Source organism: Paenibacillus sp. USDA918EY (assembly GCF_009870825.1).
GTDB classification, from domain to species: Bacteria; Bacillota; Bacilli; order Paenibacillales; family Paenibacillaceae; genus Paenibacillus_AQ; species Paenibacillus_AQ albilobatus.
Genome location: NZ_WTWY01000003.1, coordinates 19293 through 35526, shown reverse-complemented (window position 1 = coordinate 35526; position 16234 = coordinate 19293). Strand labels below are relative to the sequence as shown.

Annotated in this window: 16 protein-coding genes; 15 read left to right on the top strand and 1 reads right to left on the bottom strand. The window is 55.2% G+C overall.

The window, feature by feature from the left end:
- Positions 1 to 137 precede the first annotated feature (137 nt).
- Entirely contained in the window at positions 138 to 1409 is a 1272-nt protein-coding gene (locus GQY55_RS07915) for an MFS transporter (RefSeq protein ID WP_160039952.1), read from the top strand.
- A gap of 390 nt (positions 1410 to 1799) precedes the next feature.
- Here GQY55_RS07915 and GQY55_RS07910 read toward each other — a convergent pair whose 3' ends face one another.
- On the bottom strand, positions 1800 to 2741 hold the full coding sequence (locus tag GQY55_RS07910; protein ID WP_160039950.1) for an urea transporter: 942 nt from the start codon (positions 2739 to 2741) through the stop codon (positions 1800 to 1802).
- A 275-nt stretch (positions 2742 to 3016) separates the two neighbouring features.
- Between GQY55_RS07910 and GQY55_RS07905 the strand changes: the two genes are divergently transcribed.
- From GQY55_RS07905 to GQY55_RS07840, 14 genes are all read left to right on the top strand, one after another.
- Positions 3017 to 3319 carry an urease subunit gamma gene (locus GQY55_RS07905; protein WP_160039948.1) on the top strand — a complete coding sequence of 101 codons (303 nt, stop codon included), beginning with the start codon at positions 3017 to 3019 and terminating at the stop codon, positions 3317 to 3319.
- 24 nt (positions 3320 to 3343) lie between these two features.
- On the top strand, positions 3344 to 3667 hold the full coding sequence (locus GQY55_RS07900) for an urease subunit beta (RefSeq protein ID WP_160039946.1): 324 nt from the start codon (positions 3344 to 3346) through the stop codon (positions 3665 to 3667).
- The gene (ureC, locus tag GQY55_RS07895; RefSeq protein WP_160039944.1) at positions 3664 to 5376 is read left to right on the top strand and encodes an urease subunit alpha; all 1713 of its coding nucleotides are present in this window, start codon (positions 3664 to 3666) and stop codon (positions 5374 to 5376) included. Before GQY55_RS07900 ends, ureC begins: the two co-directional genes overlap by 4 nt.
- 11 nt (positions 5377 to 5387) lie before the next feature.
- Positions 5388 to 5843 carry an urease accessory protein UreE gene (ureE, locus tag GQY55_RS07890; RefSeq protein WP_160039942.1) on the top strand — a complete coding sequence of 152 codons (456 nt, stop codon included), beginning with the start codon at positions 5388 to 5390 and terminating at the stop codon, positions 5841 to 5843.
- Complete coding sequence (locus GQY55_RS07885) at positions 5836 to 6522, top strand: urease accessory protein UreF (protein WP_160039940.1); 687 nt, start codon at positions 5836 to 5838, stop codon at positions 6520 to 6522. The genes ureE and GQY55_RS07885 overlap by 8 nt, the downstream gene beginning before the upstream one ends.
- A gap of 31 nt (positions 6523 to 6553) precedes the next feature.
- Positions 6554 to 7165 (top strand): urease accessory protein UreG, encoded by a 612-nt coding sequence (gene ureG, locus GQY55_RS07880; protein ID WP_160039938.1) that lies wholly within the window; start codon positions 6554 to 6556, stop codon positions 7163 to 7165.
- 1 nt (position 7166) lies between these two features.
- Entirely contained in the window at positions 7167 to 7991 is an 825-nt protein-coding gene (locus GQY55_RS07875; RefSeq protein WP_160039936.1) for an urease accessory protein UreD, read from the top strand.
- Between the two features lie 162 nt (positions 7992 to 8153).
- Complete coding sequence (locus tag GQY55_RS07870) at positions 8154 to 8771, top strand: PadR family transcriptional regulator (protein ID WP_160039934.1); 618 nt, start codon at positions 8154 to 8156, stop codon at positions 8769 to 8771.
- Between the two features lie 92 nt (positions 8772 to 8863).
- Positions 8864 to 9865, top strand: a complete 1002-nt coding sequence (locus GQY55_RS07865; protein WP_160039932.1) for a HoxN/HupN/NixA family nickel/cobalt transporter — start codon at positions 8864 to 8866, stop codon at positions 9863 to 9865.
- 254 nt (positions 9866 to 10119) lie between these two features.
- The gene (locus GQY55_RS07860) at positions 10120 to 12186 is read left to right on the top strand and encodes a bifunctional aldolase/short-chain dehydrogenase (RefSeq protein ID WP_160039930.1); all 2067 of its coding nucleotides are present in this window, start codon (positions 10120 to 10122) and stop codon (positions 12184 to 12186) included.
- Between the two features lie 193 nt (positions 12187 to 12379).
- The gene (locus GQY55_RS07855) at positions 12380 to 13129 is read left to right on the top strand and encodes a (Fe-S)-binding protein (protein WP_160039928.1); all 750 of its coding nucleotides are present in this window, start codon (positions 12380 to 12382) and stop codon (positions 13127 to 13129) included.
- Positions 13107 to 14612 carry a LutB/LldF family L-lactate oxidation iron-sulfur protein gene (locus tag GQY55_RS07850; protein WP_160039926.1) on the top strand — a complete coding sequence of 502 codons (1506 nt, stop codon included), beginning with the start codon at positions 13107 to 13109 and terminating at the stop codon, positions 14610 to 14612. The genes GQY55_RS07855 and GQY55_RS07850 overlap by 23 nt, the downstream gene beginning before the upstream one ends.
- On the top strand, positions 14609 to 15334 hold the full coding sequence (locus tag GQY55_RS07845; protein WP_160039924.1) for a LutC/YkgG family protein: 726 nt from the start codon (positions 14609 to 14611) through the stop codon (positions 15332 to 15334). The genes GQY55_RS07850 and GQY55_RS07845 overlap by 4 nt, the downstream gene beginning before the upstream one ends.
- Positions 15335 to 15448: 114 nt before the next feature.
- Positions 15449 to 16210, top strand: a complete 762-nt coding sequence (locus tag GQY55_RS07840; RefSeq protein ID WP_160039922.1) for a DeoR/GlpR family DNA-binding transcription regulator — start codon at positions 15449 to 15451, stop codon at positions 16208 to 16210.
- Positions 16211 to 16234: the final 24 nt, after the last annotated feature.

The window sequence follows — 16234 nt, the reverse complement described above, 5'->3', positions numbered from 1 at the left end:
GCGTAATCGCTGGGGGAGGCGGCTTTTTTCAAGATGTGTCGGGAGCAAGCGAAGCGCTTTAAGTTCCTGCTGCATAGTTCCGGACAAAAGAAACCACAATAAAACAAGTTGTTAACGAACATAAAGGTGGTTCTGCCATGGAAGACAAAAAGTGGGATTTGGCGGCGCTGGCATCCATTCCTTTGATCATGACGCTCGGCAATTCCATGCTGATTCCCATTTTGCCGCAAATATCGGCGCAGCTGCATGTCGGTCCGTTCCAGGTCAGCATGCTCATTACCGTATACGCCATCGTTGCGATTCTTTTGATCCCGATCGCCGGTTATTTGTCGGACCGGTACGGGCGGAAAGCCGTCATTATTCCCAGTTTGATCATTGCCGCCGTAGGCGGTGCCGTATCCGGGGTTGCGGCGTGGATGACCGGAGGCATCACCGCATACTGGATCATTCTTGCCGGCCGTTTTTTGCAGGGGATCGGTGCCGCCGGGGCGTTCCCGATCGTTCTGCCGCTCGTCGGGGACATGTTCAAGGAAGAGGATGACGTCAGCAAAAGCCTGGGGATCATCGAAACCTCCAATACGTTCGGCAAGGTGCTGAGCCCCATTCTCGGAGCTTTATTGGCAAGCGTCATTTGGTATTTGCCGTTTCTGAGCATTCCGGTTTTATGCGTCATTTCGTTGTTGATGGTCGCGTTTTTCGTCAAACCTCCAAAGAAGACGGAGGATAGCGACCATTCGATCAGCCGGTTCCTGCGCGACACGAAAACCATTTTGCGGCAAAAAGGAAGATGGCTGTACGCCATTTTTGCCGTCGGCGGAATCAGCATGTTCATTTTGTTCGGCGTTCTTTTTTATTTGTCCGAAACGCTCGAAAGCCAATACGGTCTGCACGGCGTCGTTAAGGGTCTGGTGCTGGCGATTCCGCTGGCGCTGCTCTGCCTAGCTTCTTTCGTGGCCGGGAAGGTGATCGGCAAACACAAAAAACGGATGAAATGGACCGGGTTTTGCGGCATGGCGGTGTTGACCGTTTGTCTCGTCATTACCGGTTTCAGCAGCCAAATCATATTCGTCGTCGCTTTTTTTTCGCTTTGCGGCGCCGGCATCGGGACCGCTTTGCCCTGCATGGATGCACTCATTACCGAAGGCATCGAACAAAAGCAGCGCGGAACGATTACCTCCCTCTACAGCAGCATGCGATTTATCGGCGTTTCGTTGGGACCGCCGGCGGTTTCTCTTCTGATGAAGACGAATCATTGGGTGTTGTTTGGCGTTATGGCCGTCGTGGGGGCGGTTGGCGGATTGCTGACCTTGTTTGCGGTCAAACCGGAGCAGAACAAGACGGATGAGCCGGAGGAACGGAAAACCGAGCCCTCGCGCGGAACGTTCATGAAGCGGGCCAAGGCAAGATAGCTTTCGAAAACGCGAAAAGTTTGTCATGTCTTCGGGCGCTGCCTTATACAATATAGTGATGTCCCTGTCCCTTGCGCCATAGTTTCGCGGAGCTCATTCGAACCGTGAAACGCCGCCCGAATCTCCTTGGCCGGGAGCCGCCCGGAACGAACATGTCGGCGAGATCCGGCTGCCTTTGGAAACGGAAGTGCAGCGTAGGAACGGATGCCAAACGGACGGTTTTTCATCGCACCAGCGGATGCTGCCGGCAGCCGACAGGATGCGAAAGGCTCCCGTTGCTCCAAGGGGGGAGGGACATCCGAATTTACGGCATGGCCCCAAAACGAGTTTGGGGCTTTTTTTCTGATATAAGCGTTTTGGCCCCCGCTTTACACGGGGGTTTTTTGCGCATCAAATTCTCGGGACGACCTTTCTTGCCGCCAGAAACACCCAGGCGCACAGCACGAAAGGGAAGGTAAAAGCAGGCAGGCCGTAAGGCAGCAGCCAGCTGTCGATGCTCGCCGTCACCGGCACGGATACGATGGCCGCAATGATTCCCGTTACCTGCGCCATGCGGCTGCCCGCATCGAACACAACCCCGACCGCCAGAATCGTCAGCACCGCGTTGTAACCGTAAAGCCCCGCATTCAGCAGCGTAATCTCCCCGCTTAAACCGTAAACGGTCAGGCAGGCGATGGCCGACCCGATGACCGTAAACAGCCCGATTTTGCGGCCGCCCCACACGACCCCTGCCAGAATAATGACCCCTGACCAAAATCCGCCTTGAAAATAGACTTGTCCAATTCCCCGCACAAGCCCGCTGATCCAGTTGAACGTCCCTTCCTGATGCAGCTTCCAATTCGAAAGATCCTGCGGAACGAGCGTCGGATTCAGCCGAATCGAACCGAGCCGGTATGAAGCCAGCAGCACGAACCAGCTCACGACGATGTACGGAAACGTAAACACGGGGATGCCCGCATTGCGCATGAAATGCATCATGGCTGCAGTGACGAAAGCGGTGATGACCGCTCCGGCCAGGGCGATCGGCCAGCGGTATCCGCCCGTCAAATTGATGGCAATGGCGATGCCGGCCAAGGCGGGGTTGAAGCCCATCAAACCTTGCCGGACGATCGTTTTGTCCATTCCTCCAAACCATCCGATGCATGCGCCGATCAAAGACGACAACAACGCGATGATGCCGACGGGAACCGAAGCCAGAAAAATGGCGATCAAAACCAAAAGCCCCGTCACCGCATTTTCAATAAAAATGACTTGGGAAATCCCTTTCAACGTCGCGCTCCCTAAAGTGAACAACAAGTTCCCGTTTGATTCATTCGGAGCATGTTCCTCCATCAATCTTCCCTTCCTTCCGGTAGTATGTAAAAAAATTCGCCGGGTTCGCCTCCTTCCAGATCGGAATGGAAAGCCAAGAATAATAATTCTTGGAATTTACATATATAGAAAGATATATATGTATCTAACTTACATATATAACTTGTTATATATGTAACAATTATGATATATTAAGACGCGTAGAGGATCAATCTCAAATTTGCGAAAGGAGATGAGGCCCGCAAACATAGGGAGTTTTTTCAAAAATTCATGCCTATTGAAAGGAGGGCTTGTTCATGCAATTATTGCCTCGTGAAATTGATAAGCTGCTGATCGTGGTCGCCGCGGATCTGGCCCGGCGCAGAAAGGAAAGAGGGCTTAAGCTGAATCATCCCGAATCGGTTGCTTATATTACGTATGAGGTGCTGGAAGGGGCACGGGACGGGAAAACGGTTGCGGAGCTGATGGAATTCGGAGCCACCATTTTGACCCGGAATGACGTCATGGAAGGCGTGCCGGAAATGATCCATGATATTCAAGTCGAAGCGACGTTTCCGGACGGAACGAAACTGGTGACGGTACATAACCCGATCCGATAGAGAATGCCGATGGAGGGACAATCGATGATACCAGGGCAAATCATTTTGAAAAACGAAGATATCGTTTGCAACGCCGGAAAAACCGCATCAAAGGTAACCGTCAGAAACACGGGGGACCGTCCCGTGCAGGTCGGGTCTCATTTTCATTTTTATGAAGTCAATGAAGCGCTTGTTTTTCAGCGGGAGGCAGGTTTCGGGAAACGACTGAACATTCCGGCCGGAGCCGCGGTTCGTTTTGAGCCGGGGGATGAAAAAGAAGTTGAACTGATCGACTATGCCGGCGAACGCCGGGTGTATGGATTTAACAACAAAACGGACGGATCCGTAGAAAGCGGGGATCGCAAATGAGTTTTAGCATGCCACGAAGCCAATATTCCCAAATGTACGGCCCGACGACCGGGGACTCGATCCGCCTCGCCGATACCGACATTTTCATCCGAATTGAAAAGGATTACACCTCGTACGGCGACGAGGTCGTGTTCGGCGGAGGCAAAGTGATCCGCGACGGCATGGGCCAGCATCCGCTTGTGACCCGCGGGGACGGCATTCCGGACGTGGTCATTACGAACGCGGTCATTTTGGACTATACGGGCATTTATAAGGCAGACATCGGAATCCGCGACGGAAAAATTTCCGGCATCGGCAAAGCGGGCAATCCGCTCATTATGGACCATGTCGATATCGTGATCGGCGCCTCCACGGAAATTATCGCCGGGGAAGGCATGATCGTGACGGCCGGCGGGATCGATACGCATGTTCACTTCATTAATCCGGGCCAGATCGAAACGGCGCTTTCTTCCGGCTTGACGACGATGATCGGCGGGGGGACCGGTCCTGCCGCGGGTTCGAAGGCGACGACCGTCACCCCTGGCGAATGGAATATTCACCGCATGCTGCAGGCGGCCGAAGGCTTGCCGATCAACGTCGGCTTTACCGGAAAAGGCCAGGCCGCAACCGAGGAACCTCTCGCCGAGCAGGTGCGGGCAGGCGCGATCGGGCTGAAGGTCCATGAGGACTGGGGGGCGACCGCTTCCGCGCTGGATCATGCACTGAGCGTAGCGGACAAATACGACGTGCAGGTTGCGGTCCATGCCGATACGCTGAACGAGGGCGGTTTCATGGAAAACACGATGGCTGCCATCAAAGGCCGCGTCATCCATATGTACCATACCGAAGGCGCGGGCGGCGGACATGCCCCGGATTTGATCAAATCCGCGAGCTACATGAACGTGCTTCCTTCATCCACCAACCCGACGCTGCCGTATACGGTGAACACGATCGACGAGCATTTGGACATGCTGATGGTTTGCCACCATTTGAATCCGTCCATCCCGGAAGACCTGGCGTTTGCCGATTCCCGGATCCGGCGCGAAACGATCGCGGCCGAGGACATTTTGCAGGACATGGGCGTGTTCAGCATGGTCAGCTCGGATGCGCAGGCGATGGGCCGGATCGGCGAAGTGATTTTGCGGACGTGGCAGACGGCCGACAAGATGAAAAAACAACGGGGTTCGCTGTCCGGAGACGGCGAATACGCCGACAACAACCGCGCCAAACGTTATGTGGCCAAATATACGATCAATCCGGCGATTACGCACGGCATTTCGGAATACGTCGGTTCGGTCGAAGTGGGCAAAATGGCGGATCTCGTGCTGTGGTCGCCGGCATTTTTCGGCGTCAAGCCTGAAATGATTTTGAAGAACGGCATGGTTGTGCAAAGCCTGATGGGCGACGCGAACGCATCGATTCCGACGCCGCAGCCGGTCATTTACCGCCCGATGTTCGCCCAATACGGCAAAGCCCTTGCCAAGAGCTCGGCAACCTTCATTTCCCAGCACGCGTTTGACCATAAGGTGCACGAGCAGCTGGGGCTGGAAAAAATGATTCTTCCCGTCCGCGGCATTCGCGGGTTGACGAAAAAGGACATGAAGCTGAACGGCGAGACGCCGGAAATTACGGTCGATCCGCAAACCTACGAGGTTCGGGTCAACGGGGAATGGATCACCTGCGATCCGGTCGACTACGTGCCGATGGGGCAACGTTATTTCTTATTCTAGAGGTGAAATCATTGATTATTGAAAAGGTCATTGCGAATATCGAACAAATGGACCGGGATGAGATCGGAAAACGCCATATCGAAAAAGTGTATTTGGAAAGCGGGGATCTCGTCAAACGGATTCAGCGGGTAACGACCGACCACGGCAACGAGCTCGGCATCCGGCTCGCGGAACCGCGTGATCTTGTGGCCGGGGACGTGTTGTACATGGATGACAAAAACATGATCGTGGTGGACGTCCATTCCGACGATTTGCTGGTCATCCGCCCCCGCACCCTGATGGAAATGGGAAATATCGCGCACCAGCTCGGCAACCGGCACCTGCCGGCCCAATTCGAAGGGGACGAAATGCTTGTGCAGTACGACTACCTGGTAGAGGAACTGCTGACGCAGCTGGGTATTCCGTACGCGAGGGAAAAACGGAAAGTGAAGCAGGCATTCCGCCATATCGGCCATAGCCATGGATAATCGGAACCTTGCTTTGTTCCAGCTGTGCGATTCCAACTTCCCGACCGGAGCGTTCAGCCATTCCTACGGATTGGAGAGCTACATTCAGGAAGACCGGGTGCGCGATCAGGCGACGTTCGCCGAATGGCTGCATACGTTCGTCCACGGCCAACTCGTTTATGCGGACGGATTGGCCGTGCGTCTGGCGCATGAAGCGTTGCAGAACGGAAATCTGGATGACATATGGAAGCTGGACCGGATGCTGCATGCGCAAAACTTGCCCCGGGAAACGAGGGAAGGGACGCAAAAAATGGGTGAACGGATGCTCGGACTGGTTGGGACGTTGTATCCGGAGCCGGCGTTATCCGCATACCGCAAACGGATCGCCGCCAAACAGAGCTTCGGCCATCCGGCCCTTGTTTTTGCGATGGCGGGTTATCATTTGGAAGCGTCCGGCCCGGCGACGGTTTTGTATTATCTCTATTCGGTCGTTTCAAGCCTTGTACAAAATGCGGTGCGCGCCATTCCTTTGGGACAGACGGCCGGACAGAAGGTCCTTCGCCATTTTCAGGAGGAGATCGCCGTCGCCGCGGAAAAGGTCGGGCGCATGGACCGGGACGATTTCGGCATCGTGTCGCCGGGGCTTGAACGGTCGCAAATGGAACATGAGCGGATTCATGTTCGGATCTTTATGTCTTGACATCAATACCTTTTAGAAAGAAGTGTGGAATATGGGACCTATCAAGATTGGAATCGGTGGACCTGTCGGTGCAGGAAAAACGATGCTGGTGGAAAAGCTGACCCGCCATCTCGACGGCGAGATCAGCATGGCGGTCGTAACCAATGACATTTATACGAAAGAGGACGCCAAGTTTTTGATGGCCAACGGCGTTTTGCCCGCCGACCGGATCATCGGCGTGGAAACCGGCGGTTGTCCCCACACGGCCATCCGCGAGGACGCTTCGATGAACTTTGCCGCAATCGACGAGCTTTTGGAGCGGCATCCGGACGTCGAGCTTGTTTTCGTGGAAAGCGGCGGAGACAATCTGGCGGCGACGTTCAGCCCTGAGCTGGTTGATTTTTCGATTTACATCATCGACGTGGCGCAGGGCGAGAAAATTCCGCGGAAAGCCGGGCAAGGCATGATCAAATCGGATTTGTTCATCATCAACAAAACCGACTTGGCGCCGTATGTCGGCGCCAGCCTGGAAGTGATGGAGTCGGATACGAAGGTGTTCCGCGGGAACAAGCCGTTTGTGTTCACCAACCTGAAGGACAACCAGGGCCTGGACAAGGTCATCGACTGGATCAAGCAAAACGCGTTCTTAAAGGGTTTGGAATAGAATGGGCGATTGGACGGGCATTCTTCGGCTCGACGCAGAGGAGAGAAGCGGAAAAACGGTTGCCGGAAACGTCTATTTTCAAGGAGCGTTCAAGGTCATGCGGCCGGTGTACCACGATCATTCCGGGCAGGCCTGCTACTATATTTTGAATCCGGGCGGCGGCTATTTGGACGGGGACCGCTACCAAATGAAAATTTCATTGCGGGAAGGCGCCCGTTTGACGCTGACGACGCAATCGGCCACGAAAATATACAAAACGCCGAACCGTCCGGCTTATCAGGAAACCGAAATCATCCTGAAAAAGGGAAGCTACCTTGAATATATCGCGGATCCGTTGATCGGGTACAAAAACGCGCGCTACAAGCAAAAAACGGCGATCCGAATGGAAAAAGGAGCGTCGCTGCTATATTCGGAAATCGTCACCCCCGGCTGGTCTCCGGACGGGGAACAATTCAGCTACGATTGCCTTCAGTTCGTCAATGAAATTTATGTGGACGAGGAATTGGCGGTATACGACCATATCAAATTGAACCCGGCGGAGCAGCCGATGCATGCGATCGGCGTCATGGAGGGCTGCACGCATATGGGGTCGATGATGGTGGTCCATGACCGCATCGATCAGGATTTTCTCGATCGGCTGTATAACGAGTTGCAGCAGGCGCCGGGCCCGGTCCGCTTCGGCATGTCCCTGCTGCCGATTCCGGGCCTGATGCTCCGCGTGCTGGGCCGCTCGACCCAATCCATCGAATCCATGCACTCGGCATGCCACCGGTGGATCGGCGGGGAATTGTTCGGCACGACTCCAAGCTTTTTGCGCAAATATTAATGTATAAGACCCGGCACGGCTTTTTCGGAATGCCGGGTTTCTTTTCCCGCAAGCGATAAAAACTTTTGTGCTTTATGAACGACAGCTGGTACAATAAGTAGGAAAATCGGACCATATGTAGGTCTTGACACCACTTATACAGATGTAGGGAATGAAGAAGAGATGAACACGCTGGAATACGCTATTCTTAGCGCGCTTGGCAGGAAACCGTGCTCCGGGTACGAGTTGGCGGCCTATTTGGAACTGTTGTGGCCGGCCAAACACAGCCAGATTTATCCGCATTTGACCAAATTGGAGCAAAAGGGATTATTGGTTTACGAACATGTGGAACAATTGGGCAAACCGGACAAAAAAGTATATTCCATCACGGACGAAGGAAAAGAAGCATTAAAGGCTTGGATCGTCGAACAGCCGGCGGAACCGGCGCTTAGGGACGAGTTTTTGATCAAAATCAACGCGATGTGGCTGGCGGACGAAGACGGCGCCAAAAAGCTGCTCTATGACCGGATATCGGCTCTCGGAAAAAAAGTGGAGCAGCGCGAGAAAAAAATCGCGAAAGTGGAGAAGGAGCATAAGGAAACCGGCCCTGCCGCAGGCTCGAAGCACTTCGGGCGGTACATCCTGCTCAACCGGCGAAATATGCTCGACCGCGAAGAAATATCCTGGTGCCAATGGGTGTTGGGATTGTTTGGGGATTCCAAACTTGTAAAGCTTATGCTTGGCGTCGTCGGGGCGGAAGCGCTGGTCGGCATGTTTCAAGGAATGGAATTTTTTGGATGATTTCAGATTTCAGGGGTAAACCGTTTACGAGGGCGAGGTGGAAGGCGAAGCGATTGCTGACTTGATCAAGAAACCGGACGAAGGGGAGAAGCATGAGATTTATTTTAAACCGTTATTTGTTTATCGTTCTTATCATCCACGTGCTTGGCATCGCGGCTTTGTTTACCGTCGTGCCGGCACACCCGTCTTTTATCGGGATGGGGATCGCGGCGTACGTTTTCGGCCTGCGCCACGCTTTCGATATCGACCATATCGCCGCGGTGGACAATACCATCCGCAAGCTGGTCGCGCAAAAGAAGGATTCCAGGGGCGTCGGCTTTTATTTTTCGCTCGGCCATTCGACGGTTGTCTTTCTGCTGGCCGTATTGACCGCGGTGTCCGTCAAGTTCGTGGCCAAATACATGTCCGGCATGCAGGAAATCGGCGGAATGATCGGCGTGACGGTTTCGGGCGTCTTTCTCGTGTTTTTGGCTGTGCTCAACCTTGTTTTGTTCATCCAGCTTTGGAACGCGTTCCGCAAAATAAAGGAAGAAAAGATAAGGGAATCCGAGCTGGAAAGCATGTTTGAGGCGAAGGGCTTTTTCACCCGTTACTTGGGTTCCTTATTCAAGCTGGTAACGAAAAGCTGGCATATCTACCCGATCGGTTTTTTGTTCGGACTCGGGTTCGACACGGCTACGGAAATATCGCTGCTGACGATGTCGGCGGGCGCGGCGAACAACAATCTTCCGGTGCTGGGCATCATCGCCCTCCCGCTGTTGTTTGCGGCCGGCATGAGCCTGTTTGATACGCTGGACGGCATCATGATGACCAAGAGTTACGCGTGGGCGAACGACCGTCCGGTGCGCAAAGTGTACTATAACCTGATCGTAACGGCGATTTCCGTCGTGGCCGCGCTGGCGGTCGGCATCGTGGAGCTGGCGCAAATGACAACCGAAAAGCTTCATTTAACCGGTGGCGTATGGAATGCGGTCGCCGCCATCGATTTCGGCAATTTGGGCTATTTCCTGGTAGCGATGTTTTTGGTGATCTGGGGGCTCGCGGTTTTTATCTGGAAATATTTCAAGATCGAAGAACGTTATACCGTGAAATAAGGACCATGTCATTTTGCTCGCGGATCGAATTTCGTGATCTCCGCTAAACGCGTGATCAACATGATTCATATGATTGAAAAGAGGCGTGACCGGCACTGCTGCCGGTTCCGTCTTTTTTTGTTATTGACGGTTTAAAAATAATCAGACATAAAACGAAGAAAATGGGTGTAAAATCAAAAACGTTCTGTTATAATCAAATCAATTCAAATGGAAACAAACAAAAACAAAACCATTTAATATAGGAGGCATCATTCATGGTTCAAAGTCTTTGGAATAACGAAGAAGCATCCAAATCGAAAGCGGGCGTGGAAGAACTCGTCTACCGCTCCAACCTGATCGGCAGCGACCGGAGCGTCTGCAACTGGGGCGGCGGAAACACCTCGCTGAAAACGACCGAAAAGGATTTCCGCGGCCGCGACGTGGAAGTGATGTGGGTAAAGGGGAGCGGCTCCGACCTGGCGACGATGAAAGCCGGGCATTTTACGGGACTGCGCCTGGAGGATATCCGTCCGCTCATCGAACGCGATGAAATGCCGGACGAGGAGATGGTCGCTTACTTGTCGCACTGCATGATCGACAGCAAACATCCGCGGGCTTCGATCGAAACGCTTCTGCACGCATTCCTGCCTTATCCGCACGTGGACCATACGCATCCGGATGCCATAATCAGCCTGTGCTGCGCGGATAACGGCAAAGAAATCGCAAAAGAGATTTACGGGGACACCTTCGTATGGGTGCCTTATATCCGTCCGGGCTTCACGTTATCCAAAATGATCGCCGAAGGCGTCAAAAACAACCCGAACGCCCAGCTCGTCCTGATGGAAAAACACGGCCTGGTCACTTGGGGCGAAACGTCGGAAGCGTGCTACAACCAAACGATCGCCATGATCCAAAAAGCTGAGCGCTACATCAACGAACGCATTCAGGAGGATCAAGTCTTCGGCGGACGCCAGGCGGAAACATTGCCGGAAGAGAAGCGCAAAGCGATCCTGGCGGAAGTGATGCCGGTCATTCGCGGCGCGGTCAGCGACGGCAAAAAAATGATCTGCTCGTACGATGACGGGGACGACGTGCTCCAGTTCGTCAACAGCAAAAACGCCAAGGAGCTTTCCCAGGTCGGCGCGGCTTGCCCGGATCACCTGGTGCATACGAAACGCGTTCCGTTGTTCGTGGAATGGTCGCCTTCCGACGGGGCAGCCGGACTGAAGGAAGCGGTGCGCAAAGGCATCGAAGAATACAAGGAGGAATACAAAGCTTATTTCGAACGGAACAAGCATGAAGGAGACGTCATGTTCGAAGCGGCTCCGCGCGTCATCCTCATTCCGGGAATCGGCATGGTCAACACCGGAAAAAGCCTGGCGATGGCCGGCGTCAGCGGCGCGCTGTACCACCGCGCGATTGCCGTCATGAAAGGCGCGACGGCCCTCGGCGAATTCGTGTCGCTGAACGAAAACGAATCCTACAACGTGGAATATTGGCCGCTTGAGCTGTATAAGCTGACGCTGGCGCCCGCCGAAGCAGAGTTTTCGCGCAAGGTCGCGTTTATTACCGGCGGCGCGGGCGGCATCGGCAGCGAAACGGCCCGGCGCCTCGCCTCCGAAGGGGCCCATGTCGTGTTGGCGGACCTCAATCTTGAAGGCGCCGAGAAGGTAGCGGCCGAAATCAATGCGCAGTATGGCGAAGGACGGGCCAAAGCGGTTAAAATGGACGTGACCAGCGAAGAAATGGTCATCGCGGCGCTTGGCGAAACGGCGCTCGCTTACGGCGGCGTCGATATTATCGTCAACAACGCCGGTCTTGCGACCTCCAGCCCGTTCGACGAGACATCGCTCAAGGAATGGAACCTGAACATGAACGTGCTGGGCACGGGCTACTTCCTCGTGGCACGCGAAGCATTCAAGCAGATGAAGGAGCAGGGACTCGGCGGCAGCATGATTTTCGTCGGATCGAAAAACTCCGTCTATGCAGGCAAAAACGTGACGGCCTACAGTTCCGTCAAAGCGCTTGAAGCGCATCTGGCACGCTGCATCGCGGCTGAAGGCGGGGAACACGGCATCCGCGTCAACACGATTTTGCCTGACGCGATTTTGCAGGGTTCCGCGATTTGGAATTCCAACTGGCGCAATGAACGCGCCGCGGCTTACGGCATCGAACCGGATCAGCTGGAAGAGCATTACCGGAAAAGAACGACGCTTCTCGTCAATATTTATCCGAAGGACGTGGCGGAAGGCATCGCCTTCTTCGCATCGTCGAAAGCCGAAAAAACGACCGGCTGCATGCTGACGATCGACGGCGGGGTGCCTGCGGCGTTTACGCGGTAATTCCTGCCCGCTCCCGTTTGCCGTCATCTTGATGTCATAAATACCCCAATCCCCGTCATGCCTGAACAAGCGCAAAGCGAGAAGCGCCCCGGGCATGTGGGGATTGATTTTCTATCCGGGCGTCGGCCCGAATCGATTTTTACTTGAGGATTTTGCAAAATCCTGACCTGTGAGCAAAGGAGGAGAAGCCGGGATGAAAGTATCGCTTTTTATTACATGCATCAGCGATGCGCTGTTTCCGCCGATCGGCGAAGCGATGGCGCAGCTGTTGGCCCGATACGGGGTAAGGCTGGATTTTCCGAAGGTACAGACCTGCTGCGGCCAGCCGGCCTTTAACAGCGGCTATTGGGATGAAGCCCGGGCGTCGGCCAAAACGATTTTGGAAGCGTTTGACGACTGCGATTTTGTCATTGCGCCTTCGGGTTCGTGTACGGGCATGGTCCATCATTATTATCCGAAGCTGTTCGAAAACGACCCTGTGCTGCTTGAAAAAAGCAACCGTCTGAAAGAAAAAACGTACGAGTTCACCCAATTTCTCGTGCAGGTGCTGGGCGTTACGGATGTCGGGGCGTATTTTCCGCATAAAGTGACTTACCATCCTTCCTGTCACGGCTCGCGGCTATTGGGGATCAAGGACGAGCCGATGGAGCTGATGAGCCATGTCGAAGGCATGGAATACGTCCCGCTGCCTTATGCCGAAGACTGCTGCGGTTTTGGCGGCACGTTCGCCATCAAGATGAGCGAAATATCCGGGGCGATGGTCGCGGAAAAAAGCCAGCATGTGCTGGAGACGGAAGCCGAAGTGCTCGTCGGACTGGACATGGGCTGCTTGCTGAACATCGGCGGGAATCTGAAATTCCAGGGCAAGCCGGTCCGCGTGATGCATCTGGCCGAGCTGCTGTACGAAGGGGTGAGGAACCGTGAGCAAACCGCAGGGGTCTAACGTCAAGGAGCGGGCCAAAGCCGCCCTTCAGGACGAGTTCCTGATCGACGCCGTCAAGTTTACGACCGAAAGGCTGAAAAACGGGAAAAAGGCGGCGACGGCCGAACACGGCAACTGGGAGGAGTGGCGGGAGCGCGGACGGCAAATCCGGGCCCACACGGTCGCGCACCTCGATCATTATTTGAGCCGGTTTATCGACAATGCCCGCGCGCAAGGCGTTCACGTCCATTTTGCGCCGGAAGGGAAGGATGCGGCCCGAATCGCCCTGGACATCGCGAAACACCGGGGAGCGAAATCCGTGGTGAAATCCAAATCGATGGTCTCCGAGGAGGTCCATATCAACGAAGCTTTCGAACAAATCGGGATCGAATCGATCGAAAGCGATCTGGGCGAATACATCATCCAGTTGGCCAACGAACCGCCGTCCCATATCATTATTCCGGCCATTCACAAAAACCGCCGCCAAATCGCCGAGCTGCTGTCGAAGGAGGCCGGAGAAACGCTGCCGCCGGAAACGAAGGTGCTCGCCGGTTTTGCGAGACGCAAGCTGCGCGACAAGTTTCTTGAAGCGGACATCGGGCTGACGGGCTGCAATTTCGGCATCGCCGAAACCGGCACCGTCGTCATTTTCGAAAACGAAGGCAACGCCCGCATGGTCAGCACGGTGCCCAAAATCCAGATTACGCTCATGGGAATGGAACGGCTCATTCCGACTTGGGACGATCTCGAAGTGATGGCCACGCTGCTGCCCAGATCGGCGACCGGGCAAAAGATGACGATGTACATGTCCGGCATCACAGGCCCAAGGCGGACGGAAGACGGGGACGGCCCCGAAGAAATGCATATCATCATCGTGGATAACGGGCGGTCGCTGCAGCTCGGGGACCCGGATTTTCAGGAGCTGCTCAATTGCATCCGCTGCGGCGCCTGCCTGAATGCCTGCCCGGTGTACCGGCATATCGGCGGACATTCCTATCCCGGAACGTACAGCGGCCCGATCGGGGCGGTGCTGACCCCGGCGCTCAACAAAAACGCGGAGGAGTGGCGCGACATCGCCAATGCGTCCAGCCTTTGCGGCGCCTGTTACGAAGCTTGTCCCGTCAAAATCCCGCTGCATGACATGCTCGTTTATTTGCGCAACCGGAAGGTGGAACGAGGGGTGACCGCCCCCGGCGAAAAAATGGCGATGAAAGGCTTCAAAATGCTGATGGGAAATCACGCCTGGTTCGAGCGTGCGGTCAAGGCGGGGCAGTTGGGGCAAAAGCTGCTGGTACGGGGCGGGGTCATCAAATCGCGCATCGGACCGCTCGGCGGCTGGACGGCATACCGCCATATTCCGGCGCTGCCTGAAAAGTCGTTCCGGGAGCAATGGGCGAAGCTGGCTTCGGAAGCGGAGCATTCGTTCAAACCGATGACGGACGAGATGAAGTCGCGCATGGAAAAAATCGTTCAGGACCGGGAGAAGGGAGGAAGGCAACCATGACCAAATCCGATCCGGAATTTTTAGCCGGATTATACCGCGAATCGCTTGAGGCGGAAAAGCGGTTTATCGGCAACATCGCAAGCAGGCTGGGGCGATCGACGGTTAGCCCGGCCCCGGTGCATCCGTTCCGGGGGGCGCCGGATTTCTGGACCTCCTACGAGCTGGGGGCCGAAGACAAAATCACGCGGTTCATGGACAATTGGAAGGCAGCCGGCGGATATCCCGAACGAATCGCTTCGATGTCCGAACTGCCGCAGGTCATCGCCCGCATCGCCAGAGAGCAGCAGGCGAAGTCCACCGTCCGGCAAAACTTGCCTGAGCTCGGGGGGCTTGCGCTGGAGAGCGTCATGCCTGAGCTTTCGCATCATGCCTGGAACGGCCTCGATCCCGAAGGATCCGGTTCCATCTGCGAGCATGCGGATGTCGGAATCGTGCTCGTCGATCATGCGGTTGCTTACACCGGCACCGTTGTCGTGACATCCTCCAAGGACAAAGGCCGCTCGGTATCGCTGCTGCCGAACGTGCTCATCGCCGTCATTCCGGCGGAGCGCATGCTAACGCGGCTTGGCGAAGCGATGAGAGAGATCGCGAGCGTCCCCGGGGACCGTTTCCCGGCAGGCGTGCATTTTATCTCCGGGCCCAGCCGATCCTCGGACATCGAAAACGACCTCACGATCGGCGTCCATGGCCCGGGCGTGGCCTATGCGTTGATTGTCGGATAGGCCGCTTCAAGAACATGCGCCTGCTCCCGGAGTTTTGGTATAATAGGTTTTGATTTTGCGAAATTCCAAGGTGAATCCGGCTGGCGGGAAGGCCGGCGATGAAAGAGGGTAGCTATGTTAGTTGCGGAAAGATACGATAAAATCGTAAGCCTCGTCAACGAAAGGGGCAGCATCCGGGTATCCGAGCTGAGCGAGCTGTGCGGGGTCACGGAAGAAACGATCCGACGCGATCTGGACCGTCTGGAGCAGCAGGGCAAGCTTCGGCGCAGCCACGGCGGGGCGGTCAGCGTCAAAGAGACGCAGGCCGAAACGCCGTATTTCGAACGGGAAGTGATGCACCAGGAGGAAAAGAAACGCATCGCCAAAGCGGCTGTCGCCCTGATCGAGCCGCATGACCGGATCGCGCTGGACGCCAGCTCGACGGCGTGGTACATGGCGTCGATCCTGCCGGATATTCCGCTTACGGTGTTGACGAATTCCATCAAGGTGGCGCTGGAGCTGTCGTCGAAGGAAAAAATCGAGGTCATCTCGACCGGCGGCATTTTGGCGGCAAGATCCCTTTCGTACGTCGGTCCGATGGCCGAGCGCAGCCTGGAAGCCTACTATGTCGAAAAAGCGTTCGTTTCATGCAAAGGGGTTCACCCGGAGCGGGGCATCAGCGAATCGAACGAGCTGCAGGCGATGGTCAAACATAAGCTGATCAAACAGGCCGCAAACGTGTATTTATTGGCCGATGCCAGCAAGATCGGCGTGCAGGCGTTTACGCATGTGGCCGGCTGGGAAGAGATCGACACGGTCATTACGGACAGCCACATCGCAGGCACGGATGCCAGGCTGCTGCGGGAAAAAGGGATCGAGCTCATCGTCGCGGAGTGAATGATAAAAAACACACAAGCTTCC

What these genes read in the sequence shown, in the direction of transcription:
- GQY55_RS07855 (WP_160039928.1), top strand. Translation starts at nt 12,380, where the DNA reads ATGAAAGTATCGCTTTTTATTACATGCATCAGCGATGCGCTGTTTCCG.
- GQY55_RS07845 (WP_160039924.1), top strand. Translation starts at nt 14,609, where the DNA reads ATGACCAAATCCGATCCGGAATTTTTAGCCGGATTATACCGCGAATCG.
- GQY55_RS07910 (WP_160039950.1), bottom strand. Translation starts at nt 2,741, where the DNA reads ATGGAGGAACATGCTCCGAATGAATCAAACGGGAACTTGTTGTTCACT.
- GQY55_RS07915 (WP_160039952.1), top strand. Translation starts at nt 138, where the DNA reads ATGGAAGACAAAAAGTGGGATTTGGCGGCGCTGGCATCCATTCCTTTG.
- GQY55_RS07840 (WP_160039922.1), top strand. Translation starts at nt 15,449, where the DNA reads ATGTTAGTTGCGGAAAGATACGATAAAATCGTAAGCCTCGTCAACGAA.
- GQY55_RS07870 (WP_160039934.1), top strand. Translation starts at nt 8,154, where the DNA reads ATGAACACGCTGGAATACGCTATTCTTAGCGCGCTTGGCAGGAAACCG.
- GQY55_RS07865 (WP_160039932.1), top strand. Translation starts at nt 8,864, where the DNA reads ATGAGATTTATTTTAAACCGTTATTTGTTTATCGTTCTTATCATCCAC.
- GQY55_RS07900 (WP_160039946.1), top strand. Translation starts at nt 3,344, where the DNA reads ATGATACCAGGGCAAATCATTTTGAAAAACGAAGATATCGTTTGCAAC.
- GQY55_RS07905 (WP_160039948.1), top strand. Translation starts at nt 3,017, where the DNA reads ATGCAATTATTGCCTCGTGAAATTGATAAGCTGCTGATCGTGGTCGCC.
- GQY55_RS07885 (WP_160039940.1), top strand. Translation starts at nt 5,836, where the DNA reads ATGGATAATCGGAACCTTGCTTTGTTCCAGCTGTGCGATTCCAACTTC.
- GQY55_RS07875 (WP_160039936.1), top strand. Translation starts at nt 7,167, where the DNA reads ATGGGCGATTGGACGGGCATTCTTCGGCTCGACGCAGAGGAGAGAAGC.
- GQY55_RS07860 (WP_160039930.1), top strand. Translation starts at nt 10,120, where the DNA reads ATGGTTCAAAGTCTTTGGAATAACGAAGAAGCATCCAAATCGAAAGCG.
- ureC (WP_160039944.1), top strand. Translation starts at nt 3,664, where the DNA reads ATGAGTTTTAGCATGCCACGAAGCCAATATTCCCAAATGTACGGCCCG.
- ureG (WP_160039938.1), top strand. Translation starts at nt 6,554, where the DNA reads ATGGGACCTATCAAGATTGGAATCGGTGGACCTGTCGGTGCAGGAAAA.